Genomic DNA, 21,146 nt, shown 5'->3' on the forward strand with positions numbered 1-21,146 from the left:
TTAAATGACAGTAAATAACAAATAGTTATCAAATAAAAAAGCCCAGTTGCTCGTAATGAGTAGCTGGGCTTTTTATTGCGCTATATAAAGTGGTATTAAAAGCAGCTTAATAAGCTAGAATTCTTATCCGTCTATAAGCAATTGTAAAGGTAACGTCGGTAAATAAGTTTGTGTTTGCAATGGTGTATTATTTGTTTCAATTGATAATACATTTTTTGTTAGTAGTAGGATTGTCCAAGGTAATAGCTGATGCTCAAGCTTCTGTACGCGTGACTGCAAGCTCTCTACGGTGTCGTTGATATCGACATTCAATACGGCTTGAGTCAATACCTGACCTGCATCAAGCTCCGCTGTTACTTTATGAATACTACAACCGTGACGACGTTCACCCGATTGTATGACTCGTTTATGAGTATCTAAACCTTTATAAACCGGAAGTAGAGAAGGGTGAAGGTTAATCATGGGCGCTGGTACATTATCGATAAATGAGCCACTTAATACACGCATAAACCCAGCCAAGACGATCAAATCAGGTTGCCATGCTATTAGCTGCTCGTTGGCATGGGTTTCAAACGTTTTAATGCCCATACGTTTACCACTAGCAACGTGTGACAATACCGCAACTGGAATATTGGCATCTTTAGCACGAGTCAATGCATAAGCATCTTCACGGTTACTGATAACACCAACGATTTCAATCGGTAGCGCACCTGCTTGCATTGCATTGATTAACACTTGCAGGTTGCTACCACTTCCTGAGACTAGAACAGCAATACGCAATGGTTTGATAGGCTGGCTTGCGTTATCAGTTGACATTAACGGTACACCACTGCATCCGCCTGATCATCAGTGCTGCGTTTGACCATTTCACCTAGTTGCCAAGCTGTTTCGCCCGCATCAGTCAAGGTTTGGATAGCAGCTTCTGCTTTGTCTTTTGGCATAACGATGACAAAACCAATGCCGCAGTTAAAGGTACGGTACATTTCGCTCTGTGCGATATTACCTTGGGTCTGTAGCCAAGTGAATAGCTCTGAGAACTGCCAGCTATTGGTATCGATGCTCGCTGCTAGGTTATCAGGTAGTACACGTGGCAGGTTGTCCGTTAGACCACCACCTGTGATGTGTGACATCGCATGTAAAGCTGAGCTACCAAGCGTATCTTGTAATGCCTTGATTGCTTTTACATAGATACGGGTAGGAGCCATTAGAGCGTCTTGAATAGGCTGGCCGTCTAGTTGCTCGTCACTACTCGTAACATCCACGCCGCTAACTTCGATGACTTTACGAACCAATGAGTAGCCATTTGAGTGCGCGCCACTTGAGGCAAGTGCAATCAGTACATCGCCTTCTGCGACATTTTCACCAGTGACAACTTCTGCTTCTTCAACCACGCCTACACAGAATCCAGCTAGATCGTAATCGTCGTCTTGATACATGCCTGGCATTTCAGCAGTTTCACCGCCGATAAGCGCACAGTTAGCTAGTTTACAACCATTACCAATACCAGTCACGACAGTCGCCGCTACATCAACATCCAGCTTACCAGTTGCATAGTAGTCTAAGAAGAACAATGGCTCTGCGCCGCAAACCAATAGATCATTGACGCACATCGCGACCAAATCAATACCAATCGTGTCATGACGGTTCAGCTGTAGGGCTAATTTTAGTTTGGTGCCGACGCCATCAGTGCCAGAAACCAATAATGGTGAGGTATAACCTGTTGGGATGCGGCATAACGCACCAAAACCGCCAAGTCCACCCACGACTTCAGGACGAGTAGTGGCTTTTGCAACGGACTTGATTCGCTGAACCAAAGCATCGCCTGCATCGATATCAACACCGGCATCTTTGTAGCTTAAAGAAGGCTTGTCACTCATAGTCATCTCACAGTTGGGGATAGATAATTGGGGTTAGAAGGTAAAGTAATTGAGCACGCAAAAATCAGCGTTATAAAGTTCAAAAGCAAAGTTTAAAGACAGTGCGCGCATTATACCCAAAAACAGACCGTACTCGCAAAGCAACTTGCCAATATTTGACTAAGATTTGCATTAAGTGGCAAATAAGCGGTTAAGAAACAAAAAAATGACTGATTTTTTATTGTACTCTGCGATAATAGAACGCTAAATTTATTGTCAATAATGGCCTTAATACAAGTCCAAATTTGATTGACAGAATAAAAACGACTAAACATAAATTTATCAAAAATTAGATTTTTTAGGAACGTTGATACGTCTCAGTCTAGCTAGCTAAAACTAATGAGAAAAGAGAGCAATTCGTCTAGTGACACATCGTGATGGCTATAGTTATACCATTTAGAAATCACTATCACTGACTGACTCCCTGTCACTTTTTCAAACCTGTCACTTTTTTTAACCCTGTCCAACTATAGGATTACTTGCCATGATGAATCAACCAATAGATCCTTTTTTTTCGGCGTTTATTTATTGTCGTGGCGTTAGTTGTGGCTGTGTTTCTCTTGTATTTGATGATGCCCGTCATCGTGCCTTTCGTTTTTGCTTTTATGTTGGCTTATTTGTTTAATCCCCTAGTCAAGCGCCTATCAAAATACATCAAGCGCTGGGTCGCGATTATTATTGTCTACTCGACAATTACTTTGGGGATGGCGTTATTATTATGGTGGTTAGTACCGACACTATGGCATCAGCTGCAAGCGGCCTGGGATTATTTGCCAAAGATATTTAATTGGTATAACCAAGTCGTACGAGAGTGGTTCAATAGTAATACTCGTATCAAACTGCCCCAATTAGAATCTAAAGAGTTTTCTGATACCCTCGTCGATTATATGCAAACGAACTATAAGTTCGCTGATGCAAGTACCATGATGAGCCAAATACTGACCTCAAGTATGAACTTTATCAATAATGCAGGTCTGATTGTATTGGTACCTATTTTGACCTTTTACTTCCTATTTAATTGGGATCAGCGTTTGCATAACTGGAAAATGGCGATACCAGGTGCTTACTGCCAAAAAGTGACTGAAATAGCTAAGGAATGTGATCTGGCCTTGATGGCATTTATCAAAGGTCAATTGCTGGTGATGGTGTTGCTAGGCGCTATTTATGCTGTACAGTTGCAGCTTATTGGATTAGAGCTTGGGCTTATCATTGGTATGGTAGCAGGCATTGCCAGTTTTGTACCGTACTTAGGGTTTGGTATTGGTTTTATCGCGGCTATTATCGCCTGCCTATTTCAGTTCGGATTGGATTGGACGTATTTGTCATTGGTCGCAGGGGCGTTCTTGATTGGACAAGCTGCAGAAGGTTATATCCTACAACCATTGCTGTTAGGTGATAAGATTGGTCTATCGCCATTATGGGTCATATTTGCCGTATTGGCTGGTGCCAGTCTATTAGGTTTTGTCGGTATGCTAATCGCCTTACCAGTGTCCGCTGTCTTAAATGTCCTGTTCCGCCATTTATACAACTACTATCGAACCACTGACTTTTATAAAGGCCGTAAACAACTGGCACTGTTTGAAAAAAGATAATTATCTTATTATTGAATACACTAGATAAAGATTGATATGTAATATTAGGGTATGAACGCAATGATTGATAAGGCTTAATGGGTAAAAGACTTGTCAGTCATTTTGTAAATATGTTATATATAGGCGCAGTGTTGATAGTATCAACGTTTTGGTACCAGTTTTGCTAACGTTGTTTTCGACAAAGTGACTGACCTATTTTTGCAAAGACTATAGGGCCATTACTTACAGCTGTATCGGCTAGTATTGACAGTAATGAATACAGCTCAACGTAACCTATCTTTTTTATTATATTTTTTCATTGCACTACGCAACACGAGTTGATGATTCATGGCAGAAGCACAGCTAAGTCTCAATCTGGACATTAAGCATGATGCAAGTCTCAGCGACTTTGCCGGTCCCGGTTGGATGTCGATTATTGATGCAGTACGGCAGTTACATGTCGGCCTGATCGGTCAACTATATCTGTTTGGTAGCCCTGCTACAGGTAAGTCCCATTTGCTGTCAGCTATTTGTGAGTCATTTATCGAAATGGACAAATCGGCTATCTGTTTGTCCCTTAATGAGCTGATTCATACAGATGTCCACGTACTATCATCTTTAGAAAACTTTGATTTGATTGCCATCGATGATTTGGAAGTACTTGAGCAGAGCAGCCAGTGGCAAGAAGCTTTATTTCACCTGATCAATCGTAGCCGAGAAGGACAGCGCCAGTTATTATTTGCCGCCAATAAACCAGCCGACGACTTACCATTCCAGTTAAGAGATTTAATGACGCGTTTGGCACAGGCACCTACTTTTAAAGTGCCTACTGGTCATGATTTGGCAGACAGACAAGCATTATTACAGTCTATTTTGCGTCGGCGCGGATGGCAGTTTGACGATCGAATTATTGATCACTTACTAACTGATGGACCGCATCGTATCGGTGCGATGATGGAAGTACTTAATTATATTCAACCAATGTTTTCTAACCTTGGTCGCAGTAATATCTCAAAAGCAGTCATAAATGATGCTTTGCGTACCATTGATGAGCAGACGCTTGCCGCGGAGCTGGCGGATATCGCTCAAGAGACGCAATTAGATAACGACACGCCTGATCAAGACCAACATACGATGCCACTTGATTTTTAGCAGTAAGACTTTTAGCAGCAAAAAAATGAATAGCCGTAAGAATACGAATCTTTTGTCCAACTCGCTTTTACTATTAATGGAATAACTTATGAAATCGAATGCTTCTTTGCTAAAAAAATTAACGATAGGTACGTTATTGGTAGGTGCTGCCTCGGTCTCTATGTTGTCACAGGCAGCAGTGACCCTACAGGTTGATGACCATATCAAAGTAACTGCTATTAATGGGCAGGAAATTCAGCAGAGCGCTTTTCAGCCGCTGCAGAAAACATTTACGTTACAGCCTGGACAACATGCTATTACTGCTAAGTATGACCGTTTATATAACTTGCGTCGAGATGAGCATGATTATTTGCGTTCAGGTAATGTCAGTGTGACGGCACAATTGGCCGACAATCAAACATATCGTTTGACTATGCCTAATCAACCAGAAGATTATGAAGCTGCTAGAGAATATGCCAAGCAGCCTACGCTCGCTGTGCAACAAAACAATACTGTCATTGCTAGCCAGCAAAGTATGGCCGGTAACCAAGGTGGTCTATTTTCAGGCTTGGTAAAGCGCTAGGCGGCGTGTTCGGCGGTGCAGGTGATGCAGAGTTACAGAACCAACGTGCTATCGCCTCTTTAGATCAACCAGTAGTAAATTCTACTAGCAACGTCAACACTGGCACGACCACTGTTAAGCAAACATCTAGCGTAAATACTTCTACTAGTACGTTAGATACGTTTATGCAAGTATGGCTACAAGCCACGCCTGCTGAACGTGAAAAAAAATGCGTCAATGGATCGAAAAATAAAACAGTCTTTTCTAAAAGATAGACAATAAAAAAGCACCTAATTAGGTGCTTTTTTATTATTTAGTATTTGATGATCATTAGGCTTATTAAAATTTAGCCTAGTAAAATCTAACGATTCTTAACCCAAAAACGCGTTATACATCCATACCAGTTTTTCTTGCTCTTGTACGTAAGCATCGATTAGGTCAGCTGAACCTTGGTCTTCGCTCTCTTCTGCTAACGCTGATACTTGGCGTTGCTCTGCAATTAACGCTTGTAAGCCAGTGACTACGCCTTTGACACAGCTTGTGCCATCTTTGACGTTTTTGTCTTCACTAATACTAGTATGCTGCGTAAAATCGCTATAAGCGTGAAGTGGTGTACCACCCAAAGTCAAGATACGCTCAGCGATTTCATCAATTTGTAATTGTAGTGACGTATATAGCTCTTCAAATTGTGGATGCAAAGTAAAGAAATGCTCACCTTTTACATTCCAGTGATAGCCACGTACGTTTAGATAAAACACGTGATACGTCGATAGTAGGTTGTTTAACTTGGCGATGACTTCGCTCATGTCTGCTTTTTCTAGACCGATCTGGTTAGTAGCATTGTTAGAATTGCTCATAGTATTGTCCTTATAGTGTGAGTGTAGTTATATGATAATAAATAAAGAAGAATAAAGACTCTAATCAATTGAAATACAGCGAAAATACTTTAGTTTTTATCTGTACCTATCGATATAAACTCTATCTCTTCCTTTGATACTTATAATAATAGCAAACTATTATTAATAAGTTAAATTTAATAAATACAATTTTACGATTGGTTTTATAAAACTAAAACCAAGTCTCTTTACTGTTTTTCTAAACGATAGAGAGACCTCATTACATTTACGCTGGTGGCTGCAAGTTTTCAGGATTTAAGCCTTTAACGGGAACCACTTCTTGTAAATGTTGACGTATCGTATCGATAGGAAACTTCTGTGCTTGCAAGCGTTTCGGTACGATTTGGCTACCTTGCTGACCTTTTAGCTCAAACATCATAAAGATATAGTCGTCAGTCTCATCCCAGCTCTTGATAGAGGTCCAAGGAATAACCGCTTGCTGAGTTGCGCCTGCACGCATTTGCATACCGCGCATTTGCGAGTTTTTCATCATATCAGGCTGGTTGCTTGGCATCGCCATGACTAGACCATGCTTTTGTACACCTAACTTCATTTGGCGCATTTCATCTGGCATCTCTTGGTCGGCCACTTGTTTGTCAAACTCTCTTTTTACGTACCATTTAAAACCTAAAGTACGCGCCAATAGATATATCACCACACCAACCAGCATTAACCAAAATATAATGGTTGAATAGCCTGTTACAAAGATAAGTCCTGCAATAGCAAGTACCACAACCACTGCCATGATGATCCACTCTTTGGTCTTAAAGCTTGATAAACCAAAAGAAGGGCTGGCACTGGCAAACAGTTCATACTGTGCTTGGTGGAATTCAGCCTCAGTTAGGTTTAAGGCGACAGGTTGGAGCGTGTAGGGGTACAGGGCCATAAAGGTTTCTCAAATACTTATATTAAAAGCGTTGGATTAAAACTGCCAAAGCGAAGCAGCGATGCTGTACTTGGCTAGAAGTGAATAAAGGTATGCGCTTATCTTACCGAAAAGTACTCCTAAATGAAACATATAAGCAAGACTGTTCACGGATAGATGTCATATTAATGACGTAGTTCACGCTCTATACTCAGCTAATTAAGACCAGACGAAAGCAAAAGTGAGAAATTAGAATTAGAATAACTTGCTATAAGCGATTAGTATCATGAACAAAACCTAGTGAGAATCAGTCATACATCGCTAAAAAGCAGTCAAAGATATCCAAAACATGGTCAAATCTGCCGTGTCTTGGTATTATAGCGTCTACAAGATATGTTGATATAAAACATAACGTCATAGCCGGTTATCACAAAGACTGTGATAGCGATGCGCTAGGCAATTACTCTATAAATAATACTTTTAAACCTTTTACTCACCTTTAGTGTTACAGGCAACTACTATGATTGATCCGAAACTCTTACGCGGCGATTTAAGCGACCTACAGCAGCAGCTAGCCACCCGTGGTTATGAGCTTGATATGGAGTTCTGGCAGACGATTGAAAACGAGCGCAAGTCTTTACAAGTCAAAACCGAAGAGTTGCAATCGCGCCGTAATGCTGGTGCTAAGCAAGTAGGTGCCCTAAAAAAATCAGGCGAAGATGCCAGTGAGCTATTGGCTGAGATGCAAAGCGTTAGCGGTGAGATTAAAGCTGCGGAAGACGAGCTACGTACGCTACAAGAGCGCATCACTCAAGCGGCTTTGCAAATTCCGAATATTCCGGCGGCGGATGTACCAGTCGGTACGTCAGAAGATGATAACGTAGAAGTGCGCAAATGGGGCACGCCGCGTACGTTTGATTTTGAAATTCAAGATCATACTCATATCGGTGAGACGCTTGGTATGCTGGACTTTGAAGCCGCGACTAAGTTGACTGGTAGCCGTTTTAACGTGCTTAAAGGACAATTGGCGCAATTGCATCGTGCACTAATTCAATTCATGTTGAACACGCACACGATGAAGTACGGCTATCTTGAGACCTATGTGCCTTATATCGTTAATAGCGATAGCTTAAAAGGTACGGGTCAGTTGCCTAAGTTTGAAGATGATTTGTTTAAGCTAAGCAATCACACTAATAACGATGAGATGGATTTTTATTTGATCCCAACCGCTGAAGTACCAATGACCAACTTGGTACGTGGTGAGCGTTTGGATATTAAAGAGCTACCGCTAAAATTCACGCGCATACGCCATGTTTCCGTAGTGAAGCTGGCTCACACGGTCGTGATACTCGCGGCTTGATTCGTCAGCATCAGTTTGAGAAGGTGGAAATGGTCAATGTCGGTACCGCTGAGCAATCTGATGACTTGCTTGAGGCAATGACAGGGCAGGCTGAATATATCTTGCAGCAGTTGAATTTGCCATACCGCACGGTACAGCTATGTACGGGCGATATGGGTTTTGCTGCACAAAAGACTTATGACATCGAAGTATGGCTACCAAGCCAAGATACCTATCGTGAAATCTCTAGTTGCTCTAACTGTGGTGATTTCCAAGCGCGCCGTATGGGTACCCGTGTCAAAGATGGCAAGCAAACCAGCTTAGCTCATACTTTAAATGGTTCAGGTTTGGCCGTGGGTCGTACGCTACTGGCAGTGATGGAAAATCATCAAAACGCTGATGGTAGCATCACGATTCCAGAAGTATTACGTCCGTTTATGGGCGGTGCTGAGACTATTTCAGTTTAATAAATGGACTATCAGTAATGAGCTGCTTGTCACTTAGGTCACTCGTAGCTTGTTACTTATAACTTAAATCAAAGTCCGTCATTGCTCATCGTTTAACAAAACTGATGTGAGTCATTGCTAAATATAAACGGTCTTGTCACCGCATTTTTGGATAGCTCATAGCAAATATGTTAATATTGCATTTTTATTTTATAGCCTATCCATTGAGGACGCCTGTCGCGTTTTTGATGGATTATCCTCTGAGTAAACTCTCCTCTTATCTTTATACGACTCATTCGAATATTAGGACACTCTATGCCAGCTCCAATTAGCGAACGTAAACTAGCCAATGCCATCCGTGTACTGTCGTTTGACGCGGTTCAAAAAGCCAACTCTGGACATCCGGGTGCGCCAATGGGTATGGCTGATATTGCCGAAGTTTTGTGGCGCAAATTTTTGAAGCACAATCCAGCAGATCCTAATTGGCACAACCGTGATCGCTTTGTACTGTCAAACGGTCATGGCTCGATGCTTATTTATTCATTGCTACATTTATCAGGTTACGATGTTAGCGTTGATGACCTTAAAGGTTTCCGTCAGCTGCATTCAAAAACCCCAGGTCATCCTGAACTTGGCTACACGCCTGGTGTAGAAACGACGACTGGTCCGCTAGGACAAGGCATTGCTAATGCGGTTGGTTTTGCGATTGCAGAAAAAAACCCTAGCCGCACAGTTCAACCGTGACGGTCATAACGTCGTCGATCATCATACCTATGCGTTCTTGGGCGATGGCTGCTTGATGGAAGGTATCAGTCATGAAGTTTGCTCATTAGCTGGCACGTTGGCGCTTGGTAAGTTGGTATTCTTCTACGATGATAATGGTATCTCAATCGACGGTAATGTCGAAGGCTGGTTCACTGATGATACTGAAGCGCGTTTTGAGTCTTACGGCTGGCAAGTTATCAAAGTTGACGGTCATGATACTGATGCAATCACGCAAGCGACTGAGCAAGCCATTGCAGAGACTGCTAAGCCAAGTCTAATTATTTGCAAAACCACGATCGGTGCTGGTAGCCCGAACAAACAAGGTCTAGCGGCCAGTCATGGTGCTCCACTTGGTGATGACGAAATCGCCTTGACTCGTGATGCACTATCTTGGAAGCATGCCCCATTTGAATTAGATGACGAAATCTATGAAGCGTGGGATGCTAAAGCAAAAGGTGATGTCCAGCAAAAGAACTGGGATGCAGACTTTGAAGCGTATAAAAAAAAGCCTACCCAGAGCTTGCAGCAGAATTGTCACGCCGTCTAAACGGCGAGTTGCCTGCTGATTTTGCTAGCCAAGCACAAGCTTATATTCAGCAAACGCAAGAAGCGGGCGGTGATGTCGCTAGTCGTAAAGCGAGTCAAAATGCTATCAACAGCTTGCAGCCATTATTGCCAGAACTATTGGGCGGTTCAGCAGATTTAGCGGGCTCAAACCTCACGTTATTCAAAGGCGCTAAAGGCATCGAGAAAGACGCTGATGGCAACTACATCTATTATGGCGTACGTGAGTTCGGTATGACCGCGATTGCCAATGGTATCGCATTGCATGGCGGCTTTATCCCTTACGTAGCGACGTTCCTAATGTTTATGGAATACGCACGTAATGCGGTACGCATGGGCGCACTGATGAAGCAGCGCGTCATCCATGTCTATACGCATGACTCTATCGGTCTGGGTGAAGACGGCCCAACACATCAGCCAGTTGAGCAATTGACCAACCTACGTACCACGCCAAACCTACGTACATGGCGTCCTTGTGATGCTACCGAATCTGCTAGTGCTTGGGTAGAAGCAATCAAATCAGAAAACAATCCATCAGCATTGATCTTTAGCCGTCAAAGCTTGCCACATCAAGCACGTGATAGCGAGCAAGTCGCGAACATCACTAAAGGTGGTTATGTACTGGCAAAAGAGCAAGGCGAGCTACAAGCCATCATCATCGCTACTGGTTCAGAAGTTGGCCTAGCGATGGAAGCGTATGAGGCGTTGAGCGCAAATGGTGTTGGCGTCCGTGTGGTGTCTATGCCATGTGCTGAGATTTTCGTCGAGCAAGATGCTAGCTATCGCGAAGCGGTATTGCCTACCAATATTCGTGCTCGCGTCGCAGTAGAAGCGGCGCATGTAGATTACTGGTATAAGTTCGTTGGTCTAGATGGCAAAGTCATCGGTATGACCACTTATGGCGAATCTGCTCCAGCTAGTGATTTGTATAAAGAGTTTGGTATCACGACTGACGCTGTGGTTGAAGCGGTAAATAGTTTGGTTTAATTAACCTGACTTAGTTAGCGTTTAAAAAAAGAGTCACTAGAGAAAACTAGTGGCTTTTTTTGTATGGCTAATCAATATATTAAGTTGTATTATCGTATAAACTAAATTTTTAACTAGGCATTGTGATGATTAAAGAGCTAATTAAAGATATAAGTTACGATAAAATTTCGTTAAATCAAGCTTTAACGAGAGCAAAATTAATCGCTTATAAGATTGATAATGATGAGTTCATAAGTTGGATAAGTAGAGAGCTGAATGGATATGATGATTTAGACATTATTCCTGAATACCGAGAATTATACTGTGACATAGTTGCTAGAGTAGAAAATCCATATAGTGGTACTAGATTGGTTCCTATAGATTTGACTGAATTTGACAGAAGTATTGATGGTAATTTATATAAATTTAATTATACATTAAGTATTTTTGGCGTTGAACAGAACTTAGAAGCTGTGAAGCATTCAAACGAGCAACATGGATATATTGATTTTCCTATTGAGATAGTAAGGGATATAAGTAAGCTTGTTCAGCAAAATAACATATCTGCTGTAAGTAGAAAAATGCAATTCAGTCAGCTACATAATATATTAAGCATAACAAAGCAGAGGCTTTTAGATACATTGCTTGAACTAAATAAAGCTTTTCCAGATTTAGAAGATGAATATATGAACGATGATAAAAAAGATACAGCGAGTCAAATTATTACTACGAATATCTATGGCAATAATGCAAGTTCGAACGTTGGAGTTGGCAAGGATTTCACTCAAGGCATTAGTAATAGCTATACGGAAAAAGTAGAGCAAGTCCTTAATGATTTAAGGCAGTTAGGTGTTCCAAATGAAGACATTAATGAATTAGAAAGTATTATTAACAATGAGCCAGATAAAAATAAACTTGGTGCGAAGTTTCTTGTTTGGTCATCGGCGCTCATGACAAAGGCTGTTGAAAAAGGTATAGATGTCAAAGTCCCTGAAGTTTTAGATGCGATTCAAAACCTTATAGTCTAAGATTTTTAGAGTAAAAAACCATGTCCCTAAAATCCAGCTTTAAAGCTTCCTAGGTGAAACCGTCATCAACGTCGCCATGTGGTTAAAGCTTGAAAAAGACGTCTACCACCGTTTAAACGGTATTACCTTGCCACGAGCCAATGGCGGCAGTACGCAAATCGATCATATCATCGTCTCCGTATACGGCATCTTTGTCATTGAAACCAAAAACTATAAAGGCTGGATATATGGTAGCGAGAATCAAAGACAGTGGACGCAATCCTTTCCTAATGGAAGTAAATTCAAATTCCAAAATCCATTGCTTCAAAACTACTTGCACATTAAGACGCTCGCAGATTTATTGGGCTTGGAGCTGAGCTACTTCCATTCGATGATTGCCTTCATCGGTGAGTGCGAATTAAAAACCCGTGATGAATTGCCCGAACATGTATTGACCAGTGGCATGGTGTCGTATGTAAAGAAGAAACAAGATAAGCTACTGACTGAAGACGAGGTCACATCCATTGTTGAGCAGATAGAAAGCAGTAGATTTAGCAAATCGTGGCGCACCAATCGGCAGCACAAAGCCTATCTAAAAGATAAGCATAGTAATCCAAGCAATAATACTGATAATCCTACACTTGAACCAACAGCAAGAGAAACCCCTAACAGAGCCACGATGAAAAGTAGGGAAGTGCAGCGATGGTCTGGTCAAACTGAGATTGAATCTAGCGAGTTACCGATTGATAGTTTAAATACTCAGCAGACGATCGCACCGCATACCAGTATGTCGCATGATATGGCCAATAAAGTGTTTCTTACGCCGTTTGAGGTTGTAGAGCCTGAACTAACAGCGATTTCCTCTGAGATAGATGTGGTGATAGACCATACAGCTGATTTGATTCAAACACCAACCTGCCCGAGATGTAACGGTGAGATGATTAAGAGAGTAGCAAAAAAGGCCTGAATCAAGGTCAGACCTTTTTTTGGTTGTAGCCAATTTCCTAAATGTTGGGGTGTGGTGAATATTGATTAGTCGTTAATCATCTTAACCTTAGTCACCTTAACCATATATCTCTTCTAAACGTAAACAAGCAACCAATCGACCGTCCCATTCGCGCAGTTGCGGCTCTATTTCGCTGCATTGCTGTTTGGCATATGGGCAGCGTTTATGTAGGGCGCAGCCACTTGGTGGATTTAGTGGACTTGGTAGCTCACCTTGTAGGGTCAAATCATTTTTATGACCGTTTACCGTTGGTGCAGCAGCCAATAACGCGATGGTATACGGATGCTTTGGCGCATTATAAATCGCTTCTTTAGGGCCGTGTTCGACGGCCTGACCCAAGTACATCACCATCACATCATCAGCGACATGGCGCACGACGGATAAATTGTGCGAGATAAAGACGTAAGCGGTGCGATACTCATCCTGCAAATCCATAAATAGATTTAAGACTTGCGCCTGAATCGATACATCGAGTGCGGAAGTTGGCTCATCAGCGACGACGATTTTAGGGTTGAGCATCATGCGCGTGCGAGGGCAATACGTTGACGCTGACCACCCGAAAACATATGCGGATAACGACCAGCGTGTTCGGGACGTAAACCGACATGTCTCATCATCTCGTTGATTTTGTCGCGCTTTTCCTCTTTAGACAGTTTGGTATGGATATCCAATGGTTCTGTCAATTGATAGCCAATGGTATGACGCGGATTTAAGCTACCATAAGGGTTTTGGAAGACCATTTGAATTTCAGTACGTAATTCTTTTAGCGCTTTTCTGCTATAGCCTGTGGTGCCTTCATCATTGATAAATAGCTCACCATGTGTAGGCGATTCGATCAGTGTCAACTGGCGGGCAAGGGTAGATTTTCCGCAGCCTGACTCACCAACGACGGCCAATGTCTTGCCAGCTTCAAGCTCGAATGAGACGCCATTGAGCGCTTTCACGTAGGCCTTTGCTTTGCCCAGACCTTGTGATACTGGGTAGTGCTTGTGTAGATTGTCTGCTTTTAGGACCACTTTGTTACTCATACTTGTGACTCCAAGATAGCAGCGTGAGAGGGGCGAGAAGTAATATTAGAATCAATACAACGCACCTTGCCATTGGGCGTATCTAAAATAGGTGGCGGTACTTCGCAAGCAGGCTCTTTATAAGGGCAACGAGGAGACAACAAGCAACCAGCTGGCCTGTCATATTGACTTGGCACAACTCCTGGTAAACTGTTTAGTCTATCTTGACCAATAGCCAACTCAGGGATGGCTTGTAGCAATGCTTCAGTATAAGGATGTGCAGGCTTTTGAAAAATCTCTGGCACGGTACTGGTTTCGACCACTTGTCCAGCATACATGACAGCGACATCACGCGAGTTTTGTGCAACCAGTCCTAAGTCGTGAGTGATTAATACCATGGCCATTTGTTTTTCACGTTGCAATCGGCTCAGCAAATCCATGATTTGTGCTTGTACGGTGACATCCAAAGCCGTGGTTGGTTCATCTGCGATCAGTAGTTTTGGCTCACAAGCAATGGCCATCGCAATCATAACTCGTTGACTCATACCACCTGATAGTTGATGCGGATAGACCTTGAGACGATTCTTTGCATCGGGCATTTCGACCAACTCTAGCAGCTCTAAGATGCGTGTTTGTACTGCTGCGCCTCGTAAACCAAGGTGCTTACGTAGTACTTCACCCAATTGCATCTCAACCGTAAAGCTTGGATTTAGGCAAGACATCGCATTTTGAAAAATCATAGAGATGTCTTTACCAATGATGCCGCGTCTCTCTTTTGCTGACATACTAAGCATATCTTTATTGTCAAAGACCACTCGCTGTGCACGAACGGTCGCAGAAGGTGGCAACAGCCCCATCAGCGCCATCATGGTGACTGATTTACCTGAGCCGGACTCACCAACGACAGCGATGACTTCACCTTGTGCGATTTTCAGTGATACATCATCGACTGCACGAAAGGCACGTATCCCTTGACCGAAAGTAACCGATAGGTTCTCGATATCTAACAGCAACGGTGAGTCTTTTTTTGATGTGCCATTCATAGAGGTATGGTTGATAGGCGTTTTAATTAATGGATCAGTCATGTTAGGTCACCTGCTTTAATTTGGGATCTAGTGCATCGCGTAAGCCATCACCGGTCAAGTTAATCGACAGAGCAGCTAAGAAAATAGCGACACCCGGCCAAATAGCGAGCCAAACATTACTTTGAATGTATTGACGTGCCGTACCTAGCATCGCGCCCCATTCGGCATCAGGTGGCTGTACGCCAAAGCCTAGGAAACCAATCGCACCTGCTTCTAAAATAGCAGACGAGAAAATCATCGTCGCCTGTACGATAAGCGGTGCCATACAGTTGGGTAAAATGGTGATAAACAATAAACGCAGTACGCCAGCACCCATCACTTGTGAAGCAATGAAGTATTCTCGCTGTAGCTCTACCATCGCAGTCGCACGAGTTAACCGAATAAAAGGCGGCGTACAGACCAGTGCGATCGTAATAATCGTATTGGTCATAGAAGGCCCTAAGATAGCAGCAATAATAATCGCTAATAGCAAGCTCGGATATGACATCAAAATATCATTGACCAGCATGACCGCTTTGCCCCAGACCTTTGGCCAAAATGCTGCACTCAGACCTAATGAGATACCAACCAACATCGCCAAAGTCGTTGCGCTTAGACCGATAAATAATGAATAACGCGCGCCATACATCACTCGAGACAATGTATCTCGGCCCGCGTCATCAGTGCCTAGCCAAAACATCGCATTGCCACCATCTAAAAAGGCAGGCGGCAATTGCTCTTGACCAGTGAACAACTCATAAGGATCATGAGGCGCAATAGCAGGGGCGAGTATGGCAACAAGAACCATTAATGCCAGTACGATAAAACCAATCACGGCGCCTTTGTTTCGGCAGAACGTCGATAAAAATAGCTGCCAAGATGACGGCGGTGTGGCTGCCATCAGATTGACATCAGAGGGGAGAACAGAAGGCTTCATGAGCATTTCCTATAGTGGCTAGCGCATTGGATTCGTTTGGGCTTCCTTCCTAACAATTATTAGAAGTCTGCCAAAAACCTTTATAACCAAGCAAGCGCTAATCATCACTATTTATAATGTGAGTATTTATCAATGTTAAATTAAGAAGTATGGCGAATACGTGGATTGATCAGACCATACAAAATATCAATAAATAAACTAACCAAAATCAGAGCGGTGGCGACCAATAAAATACCATTTTGTACAATAGGATAGTCACGAGTGAAAAACCCATCGAGTAGCCAATTACCAACGCCTGGCCAACTAAAGATAGTCTCGGTAATAATGGCACCTGCAAGCAATGTCGCCATCTGTAGGCCGACGACCGTAACCACAGTAATCAAGGCATTACGCATTACGTGGACTAGTATTACTCGGCGTGGAGATAAGCCTTTGGCTCGCGCTGTACGCACGTAATCCTCATCTAACACCTCTAGCATCGCAGAGCGTGTCATCCGTGCAATCATCGCTAATGGAATAGTCGATAAGGCAATAGAGGGCAATATAAAGTGTTTGACCACGTTCCAAAATGCGCCAGGTTCTCCCGAGCTTAGTGAGCCGAGTAACCATGAGCCATACAGTGGCTGCACATCTAAAAACTGTGCGACAGATATCACACCAGCGACAGGTAGGAGACCTAAATAATGAGCGAAGATACCAGTCAGGATAGGGCCCAATAAATAGATGGGCATAGAGTAACCTGCCAACGCGCCTGACATTAGGGTGTAATCAATCCATGTACCACGGCGCAGGGCAGCAAAGATGCCTAAGCTGACACCAATGACACTAGCGATGACAATAGCGCATAATGCCAATTCTAGAGTAGGAACAAAGTGGGCAAAGAAGTCTTGTAGTACGGGCGTACGAGTACGAAAGGACTGACCGAAATCACCCGTTAGGATGCCAGTCAAATAATCCCAATACTGGGCGACGAGCGGTTTGTCTAATCCTAGCCTTTCTAGGGCACGGGCATGTAGCTCGGGATCGACCATACGCTCACCCATCATAATCTCGACGGCATCTCCAGGTACGAGACGAATCAGAGTAAAAGTGGATAGCGTTAGGCCAAGATAGACGGGTATTAAAATGGCAATACGACGCAGAATATAAAGTAGCATGGGCTGCTCAATAGTTGTGGTTCAATGATTAGAGTATTAGCGATGATGAAGAGATCCGTGACAAAGCGCTTAATTCATATTGTTCATATCATTCATATAAATTCGGCTGGAGCAGAGTATCTGACCCAGCCGCACTTATATGAATGAATAAAATGAATAAATTGCTTATGTTGTAACGGAATTAATCAGTCAAGGTTATTCAACTTTTACACCATCGAAGCGTATTGAACCAAGCGGGCTGATTTTATAATCGACTACGTTTGGTGCGGTGAATACGGTCACTACCGAGTGTGCCATCGTCGTCCAAGGAAGCTGTTCTTTGAATATCTGCTGAGCTTGCTCATATTCACTGACACGCTCATCTTGATTGTTAATCTGACGGGCATTGGTCACCAAATTATCGAAGTCTTTATTACACCAGCGCGAGTAGTTGTTACCACCGACCGCGTCACAAGACAATAACGAACCAAGCCAGTTGTCTGGATCACCATTGTCGCCAGTCCAACCTGCTAGAATGACATCAGGCTCGCCTTTAGCAGCGCGTTTTAGGTACTCGCCCCACTCATAAGTCACAAGCTTGGTATCGACGCCAATCTTCGCCCAATCTGCTTGTAGCATTTCAGCCATTAGCTTGGCATTTGGGTTGTACGGACGCTGAACTGGCATATACCATAGATTGATAGAAAGATTATCCGCGCCAGCTTCTTTGATTAGTGCTTTTGCCTTTTCGACGTCGTAAGGCGCATCTTTAAGTGACTCGTCATAGCCCCACTGCGTTGGCGGCATTGGGTTGGTTGCCTTGAGGCCTTCGCTCTGATAAACCGCATTGATAATAGCGTCTTTGTTGATTGCCATATCTAATGCTTGACGCACTTTAAGATCGCTCAGTTGAGGTTTTTCTACGTTATAACCGACATAGCGACGTTGAAGCCAGGCTGATCGAGAACAGTGGCTTTACCTGACTTTTTGACAGATTCGATTTCGGCAGGTTTTGGATAAGCGGACACATGACATTCGCCAGCTTGCACTTTCTGTGCACGAACTGCCGAGTCTTTCGTGATGACAAACACTAGGTTGTCGATATAGATGTCGTCTTTATTCCAATAGTCTGGGTTTTTGGTATAACGAATTTGCGCGTCTTTCTGATATGAGGTAAAGACGAAAGGTCCAGTACCGACGGGCTTAGTATTGATATCAGCAGCATTGCCAGAGGCTAGCAATTGATCTGCGTACTCAGCAGAACCAATGTAAGCAAAAGGCATTGCTAGGTTCTGTAAGAACGGCGCATTGGTTTCGCTAAGGGTGATTTTTACCGTATAGTCGTCAACCTTTTCGATATCAGAGATAATATCAGGTAGCCCCATCCCGACCGAATATGGGAATTCAGCAGGATAAGCTTTGTTAAATTCAAAGTCTGGGTCAGTGATACGTTCTAGCGTAAAGACAATGTCATCCGCGTTGAAATCGCGAGTCGGAGTAAAGTAGTCAGTTGTACCGAACTTAACCCCTTTACGTAGATTAAAGGTATAAGTCTTGCCGTCTTCGCTAATATCCCAGCTTTCAGCTAACCCTGGCTGAATTTCAGTTTCCGCTCTTTTGAATTCTACCAAGCCATTGTAAATAGGGAAGGCACTCGCATCAAAATCCGTACCTGAAGTATATTGCGCTGGATCGAATCCAGCAGGGCTACCTTCTGAGCAATAGAGCAATGTTTTGGCGGCTTTGGCATCTGAGCTAGCAGCAGAGTCATCCGTAGTTTTGTTGTCTCCACTACAGGCGCTGATACCTAAGACAAACGTCGCCAACATCGTAAGTTTGAAGAGTGATTTTTGCATTATTACATCCTATGTAATGGTAGGTAGGTACTCATGTATCCATGCGTTCGTACTCGAGCATGAATACGATGAGAAAGCGTTTAGTGACCTCTAAAGTGTCTATCTATGCAGTATTTTATATATACAAAATAAAACATATTAAAGGTTGTTATAACTTTAAATTATATAGATGGAAACTAAAAATATAAATAAGTCGTTCGAATATACTCTCTTAATCTGTGATAATGCAAGCGATAAATAGACTAATTTTGATAAAAAAAATGCACGGTTTTGTCGTATTTAGTATCAATAAGATATTAAATATAGATTCTATGGCTTTATGTTTGTTTATTCTAAGTAGCAAAGAGGCATATTTTTAGATTGCTAATGAGTTACAATGTTACTAAGTGTAAACAATTAGAAATAATAAGGTTATGTCTCTTTGACGTACTCAGCTATAATCCGTTTGTCCAACGCAGCACTAAACAGGGCTATGATTTGCCTTAATGAGATCGGCTATTTTTTTCGGCAATCATAATAGTTGGCGCATTGGTATTGGCGCTAATAAGCGTTGGCATCACTGAAGCGTCGATAACTCGTAGTCCGCTCACACCTCGTACCTTTAATTCCAAATCAACCACAGAGCTGTCATCTGAGCCCATGCGGCAGGTGCCTACTGGATGGTAGATAGTATCTGACTTATTGCGGATATAGCCGAGCATGCCGTCTTTTTCGAGGTAAGGGGCAGGATAGTCTTCAGTGATGTACTTAGCGAGTGCGGACTCTTGCATGATGGCGCGAGTACGCTCGGCACCGGCAACCATGTACTCTACGTCTTTTGGGTGCGACAGATAGTTTGGATCGATCAAGACGGCATCGGAGGGGTCGGCTGAGTCCAATCTGACAGTACCTCGACTTTCAGGCCGTAAGTAGCAACTGTGACAAGAGACAGCAAATCCGCGTCTGAGATCGCGACCGTGCTCTATCACGCGCGAGATGACAAAGTGCAGCTGTGTGTTTGGCCACTCTTTTGGGTCATCACCAACGCTAAAGAACGCACCCGCCTCTGCATAGTTGGTAGACAGTAACCCTCTACCGTCTTTTCTCCACTGCCGAATGCTTTTGGTCAATGTCGAAATCGATGCCATGCCAATACCGATGACGTCAGTAGTATTGACCTCGTAATCAAAGACGACGTCTAAGTGATCCTGCAAATTGCCACCGACTTCAGGTGCATTTACCACCACATCGATACCATGAGACTGCAAATGATCTGCAGGGCCGATACCTGAGAGCATCAGAACTTTGGGTGAACCAAATGCGCCACCTGATAGTAGGACTTCATGACGCGCCGTGACAGTATGTTCGACACCGTCTTTTTCGTAGACGACGCCTGTCGCTTGATTGTCTTCAATAATGACGCGGTTAGCCTGTGCATGAGTGATAACAGTCAGGTTGGCACGGTTTTGTACAGGATGTAGATAGGCGGCCGCGGCAGAACAGCGTTGGCCTTGTTTTTCACCATGGAAATGAGTGACTTGATACAACCCTGTACCGTCTTGCTTTTCGCTATTAAAGTCAGGGTTGTGATCTAGGCCATTGGCAATCGCAGCTTCTACGAATGCTTTGGAGATGTTTCGTGGACTGAGTAGGTCGCTAACATGCAGCGGCCCGCTATCACCATGTAGAGCATCGCTACCACGAACGTTGTTTTCAGCTTTGATAAAGTAAGGCAATACATCGTCAAATCCCCAGCCAGTACAGCCTTGCTCTACCCAGCGCTCATAATCTAGTTTACTACCGCGTGTGTAGATCATGGCATTGATCGCTGATGAGCCGCCCAGACATTGTCCACGCGGCTGAAAACCTTTACGGTTATTAAGGTGCTCTTGCGGGGTGGTGTGAAAGCACCAATTGTTTAATTTCAGCGGTTTACCAGGAACCATAAGAATCAGTCCAGCAGGTACGCGTACTGCTAGATCTTTGCCCTCACCGCCGTATTCTAATAAACAAACACTGATATCTGGGTTTTCAGTGAGACGGCTAGCGAGCACGCAACCCGCCGAACCTCCTCCGACGATGACATAGTCAAATGTTGTGTCAAATTCCATTTTATATTCCTTATAGCATCCA

Annotated in this window: 14 protein-coding genes and 4 pseudogenes; 7 read left to right on the forward strand and 11 right to left on the reverse strand. The window is 43.2% G+C overall.

Annotated features, from left to right (window positions below; translation table 11 throughout):
* Positions 1–123 precede the first annotated feature (123 nt).
* Entirely contained in the window at positions 124–816 is a 693-nt protein-coding gene (gene purN, locus TT11_RS07160; RefSeq protein ID WP_261869792.1) for a phosphoribosylglycinamide formyltransferase, read from the reverse strand.
* A complete protein-coding gene (gene purM, locus TT11_RS07165) occupies positions 816–1,877 on the reverse strand; it encodes a phosphoribosylformylglycinamidine cyclo-ligase (protein ID WP_261869793.1) in 1,062 nt (353 codons plus the stop codon). Before purM ends, purN begins: the two co-directional genes overlap by 1 nt.
* 608 nt (positions 1,878–2,485) lie before the next feature.
* On the opposite strand from purM, the gene TT11_RS07170 reads away from it, so the two are divergent.
* The 3 genes and pseudogenes from TT11_RS07170 to TT11_RS07180 all read left to right on the forward strand — a co-directional run bounded on the left by TT11_RS07170 (position 2,486) and on the right by TT11_RS07180 (position 5,433).
* Positions 2,486–3,508, forward strand: a complete 1,023-nt coding sequence (locus tag TT11_RS07170) for an AI-2E family transporter (protein ID WP_370587818.1) — start codon at positions 2,486–2,488, stop codon at positions 3,506–3,508.
* Positions 3,509–3,835: 327 nt separating this feature from the next.
* Positions 3,836–4,639, forward strand: a complete 804-nt coding sequence (gene hda, locus TT11_RS07175; RefSeq protein WP_261869795.1) for a DnaA regulatory inactivator Hda — start codon at positions 3,836–3,838, stop codon at positions 4,637–4,639.
* Between the two features lie 88 nt (positions 4,640–4,727).
* Positions 4,728–5,433, forward strand: a pseudogene (locus TT11_RS07180) (DUF2057 family protein).
* A gap of 118 nt (positions 5,434–5,551) precedes the next feature.
* Here the strand turns inward: TT11_RS07180 and TT11_RS07190 are convergent.
* Together TT11_RS07190 and TT11_RS07195 are read right to left on the reverse strand one after the other, a co-directional pair.
* Positions 5,552–6,037 (reverse strand): Dps family protein, encoded by a 486-nt coding sequence (locus TT11_RS07190; RefSeq protein WP_101206316.1) that lies wholly within the window; start codon positions 6,035–6,037, stop codon positions 5,552–5,554.
* 265 nt (positions 6,038–6,302) lie between these two features.
* On the reverse strand, positions 6,303–6,962 hold the full coding sequence (locus tag TT11_RS07195; protein ID WP_101206317.1) for a YcxB family protein: 660 nt from the start codon (positions 6,960–6,962) through the stop codon (positions 6,303–6,305).
* A 499-nt stretch (positions 6,963–7,461) separates the two neighbouring features.
* Between TT11_RS07195 and serS the strand changes: the two are divergent.
* From serS to TT11_RS07215, 4 genes and pseudogenes are all read left to right on the forward strand, one after another.
* Positions 7,462–8,747: pseudogene (gene serS, locus TT11_RS07200) on the forward strand (serine--tRNA ligase).
* Positions 8,748–9,041: 294 nt separating this feature from the next.
* A pseudogene (gene tkt, locus TT11_RS07205) lies at positions 9,042–11,042 on the forward strand (transketolase).
* 125 nt (positions 11,043–11,167) lie between these two features.
* Entirely contained in the window at positions 11,168–12,049 is an 882-nt protein-coding gene (locus tag TT11_RS07210) for a hypothetical protein (RefSeq protein WP_261869800.1), read from the forward strand.
* Positions 12,050–12,125: 76 nt separating this feature from the next.
* A complete protein-coding gene (locus TT11_RS07215) occupies positions 12,126–12,995 on the forward strand; it encodes a nuclease-related domain-containing protein (protein WP_261869802.1) in 870 nt (289 codons plus the stop codon).
* 96 nt (positions 12,996–13,091) lie between these two features.
* On the opposite strand, the gene TT11_RS16670 is transcribed toward TT11_RS07215, so the two are convergent.
* The 7 genes and pseudogenes from TT11_RS16670 to TT11_RS07250 all read right to left on the reverse strand — a co-directional run bounded on the left by TT11_RS16670 (position 13,092) and on the right by TT11_RS07250 (position 21,124).
* The gene (locus TT11_RS16670; protein ID WP_305079970.1) at positions 13,092–13,556 is read right to left on the reverse strand and encodes an oligopeptide/dipeptide ABC transporter ATP-binding protein; all 465 of its coding nucleotides are present in this window, start codon (positions 13,554–13,556) and stop codon (positions 13,092–13,094) included.
* Positions 13,553–14,062 carry an ATP-binding cassette domain-containing protein gene (locus TT11_RS16675; RefSeq protein WP_305079971.1) on the reverse strand — a complete coding sequence of 170 codons (510 nt, stop codon included), beginning with the start codon at positions 14,060–14,062 and terminating at the stop codon, positions 13,553–13,555. The genes TT11_RS16670 and TT11_RS16675 overlap by 4 nt, the downstream gene beginning before the upstream one ends.
* Positions 14,059–15,126: an ABC transporter ATP-binding protein gene (locus tag TT11_RS07225; protein ID WP_261869803.1), complete on the reverse strand. Its 1,068-nt coding sequence runs from the start codon at positions 15,124–15,126 to the stop codon at positions 14,059–14,061. Before TT11_RS07225 ends, TT11_RS16675 begins: the two co-directional genes overlap by 4 nt.
* 1 nt (position 15,127) lies before the next feature.
* Positions 15,128–16,042, reverse strand: a complete 915-nt coding sequence (locus TT11_RS07230) for an ABC transporter permease (protein ID WP_057761128.1) — start codon at positions 16,040–16,042, stop codon at positions 15,128–15,130.
* Positions 16,043–16,182: 140 nt separating this feature from the next.
* Entirely contained in the window at positions 16,183–17,199 is a 1,017-nt protein-coding gene (locus TT11_RS07235) for an ABC transporter permease (protein ID WP_057761126.1), read from the reverse strand.
* A 195-nt stretch (positions 17,200–17,394) separates the two neighbouring features.
* Positions 17,395–19,034, reverse strand: a pseudogene (locus TT11_RS17180) (ABC transporter substrate-binding protein).
* Positions 19,035–19,516: 482 nt separating this feature from the next.
* Complete coding sequence (locus TT11_RS07250) at positions 19,517–21,124, reverse strand: GMC family oxidoreductase (protein ID WP_261869809.1); 1,608 nt, start codon at positions 21,122–21,124, stop codon at positions 19,517–19,519.
* Positions 21,125–21,146: the final 22 nt, after the last annotated feature.

The organism is Psychrobacter sp. JCM 18901, assembly GCF_000586435.1.
Lineage (GTDB): Bacteria > Pseudomonadota > Gammaproteobacteria > Pseudomonadales > Moraxellaceae > Psychrobacter.

What these genes read in the sequence shown, in the direction of transcription:
- TT11_RS07210 (WP_261869800.1), top strand. Translation starts at nt 11,168, where the DNA reads ATGATTAAAGAGCTAATTAAAGATATAAGTTACGATAAAATTTCGTTA.
- TT11_RS07190 (WP_101206316.1), bottom strand. Translation starts at nt 6,037, where the DNA reads ATGAGCAATTCTAACAATGCTACTAACCAGATCGGTCTAGAAAAAGCA.
- TT11_RS07235 (WP_057761126.1), bottom strand. Translation starts at nt 17,199, where the DNA reads ATGCTACTTTATATTCTGCGTCGTATTGCCATTTTAATACCCGTCTAT.
- TT11_RS07250 (WP_261869809.1), bottom strand. Translation starts at nt 21,124, where the DNA reads ATGGAATTTGACACAACATTTGACTATGTCATCGTCGGAGGAGGTTCG.
- TT11_RS07215 (WP_261869802.1), top strand. Translation starts at nt 12,126, where the DNA reads ATGTGGTTAAAGCTTGAAAAAGACGTCTACCACCGTTTAAACGGTATT.
- TT11_RS07225 (WP_261869803.1), bottom strand. Translation starts at nt 15,126, where the DNA reads ATGACTGATCCATTAATTAAAACGCCTATCAACCATACCTCTATGAAT.
- hda (WP_261869795.1), top strand. Translation starts at nt 3,836, where the DNA reads ATGGCAGAAGCACAGCTAAGTCTCAATCTGGACATTAAGCATGATGCA.
- purN (WP_261869792.1), bottom strand. Translation starts at nt 816, where the DNA reads ATGTCAACTGATAACGCAAGCCAGCCTATCAAACCATTGCGTATTGCT.
- TT11_RS16675 (WP_305079971.1), bottom strand. Translation starts at nt 14,062, where the DNA reads ATGAGTAACAAAGTGGTCCTAAAAGCAGACAATCTACACAAGCACTAC.
- TT11_RS07195 (WP_101206317.1), bottom strand. Translation starts at nt 6,962, where the DNA reads ATGGCCCTGTACCCCTACACGCTCCAACCTGTCGCCTTAAACCTAACT.
- TT11_RS16670 (WP_305079970.1), bottom strand. Translation starts at nt 13,556, where the DNA reads ATGATGCTCAACCCTAAAATCGTCGTCGCTGATGAGCCAACTTCCGCA.
- TT11_RS07230 (WP_057761128.1), bottom strand. Translation starts at nt 16,042, where the DNA reads ATGAAGCCTTCTGTTCTCCCCTCTGATGTCAATCTGATGGCAGCCACA.
- purM (WP_261869793.1), bottom strand. Translation starts at nt 1,877, where the DNA reads ATGAGTGACAAGCCTTCTTTAAGCTACAAAGATGCCGGTGTTGATATC.
- TT11_RS07170 (WP_370587818.1), top strand. Translation starts at nt 2,486, where the DNA reads ATGATGCCCGTCATCGTGCCTTTCGTTTTTGCTTTTATGTTGGCTTAT.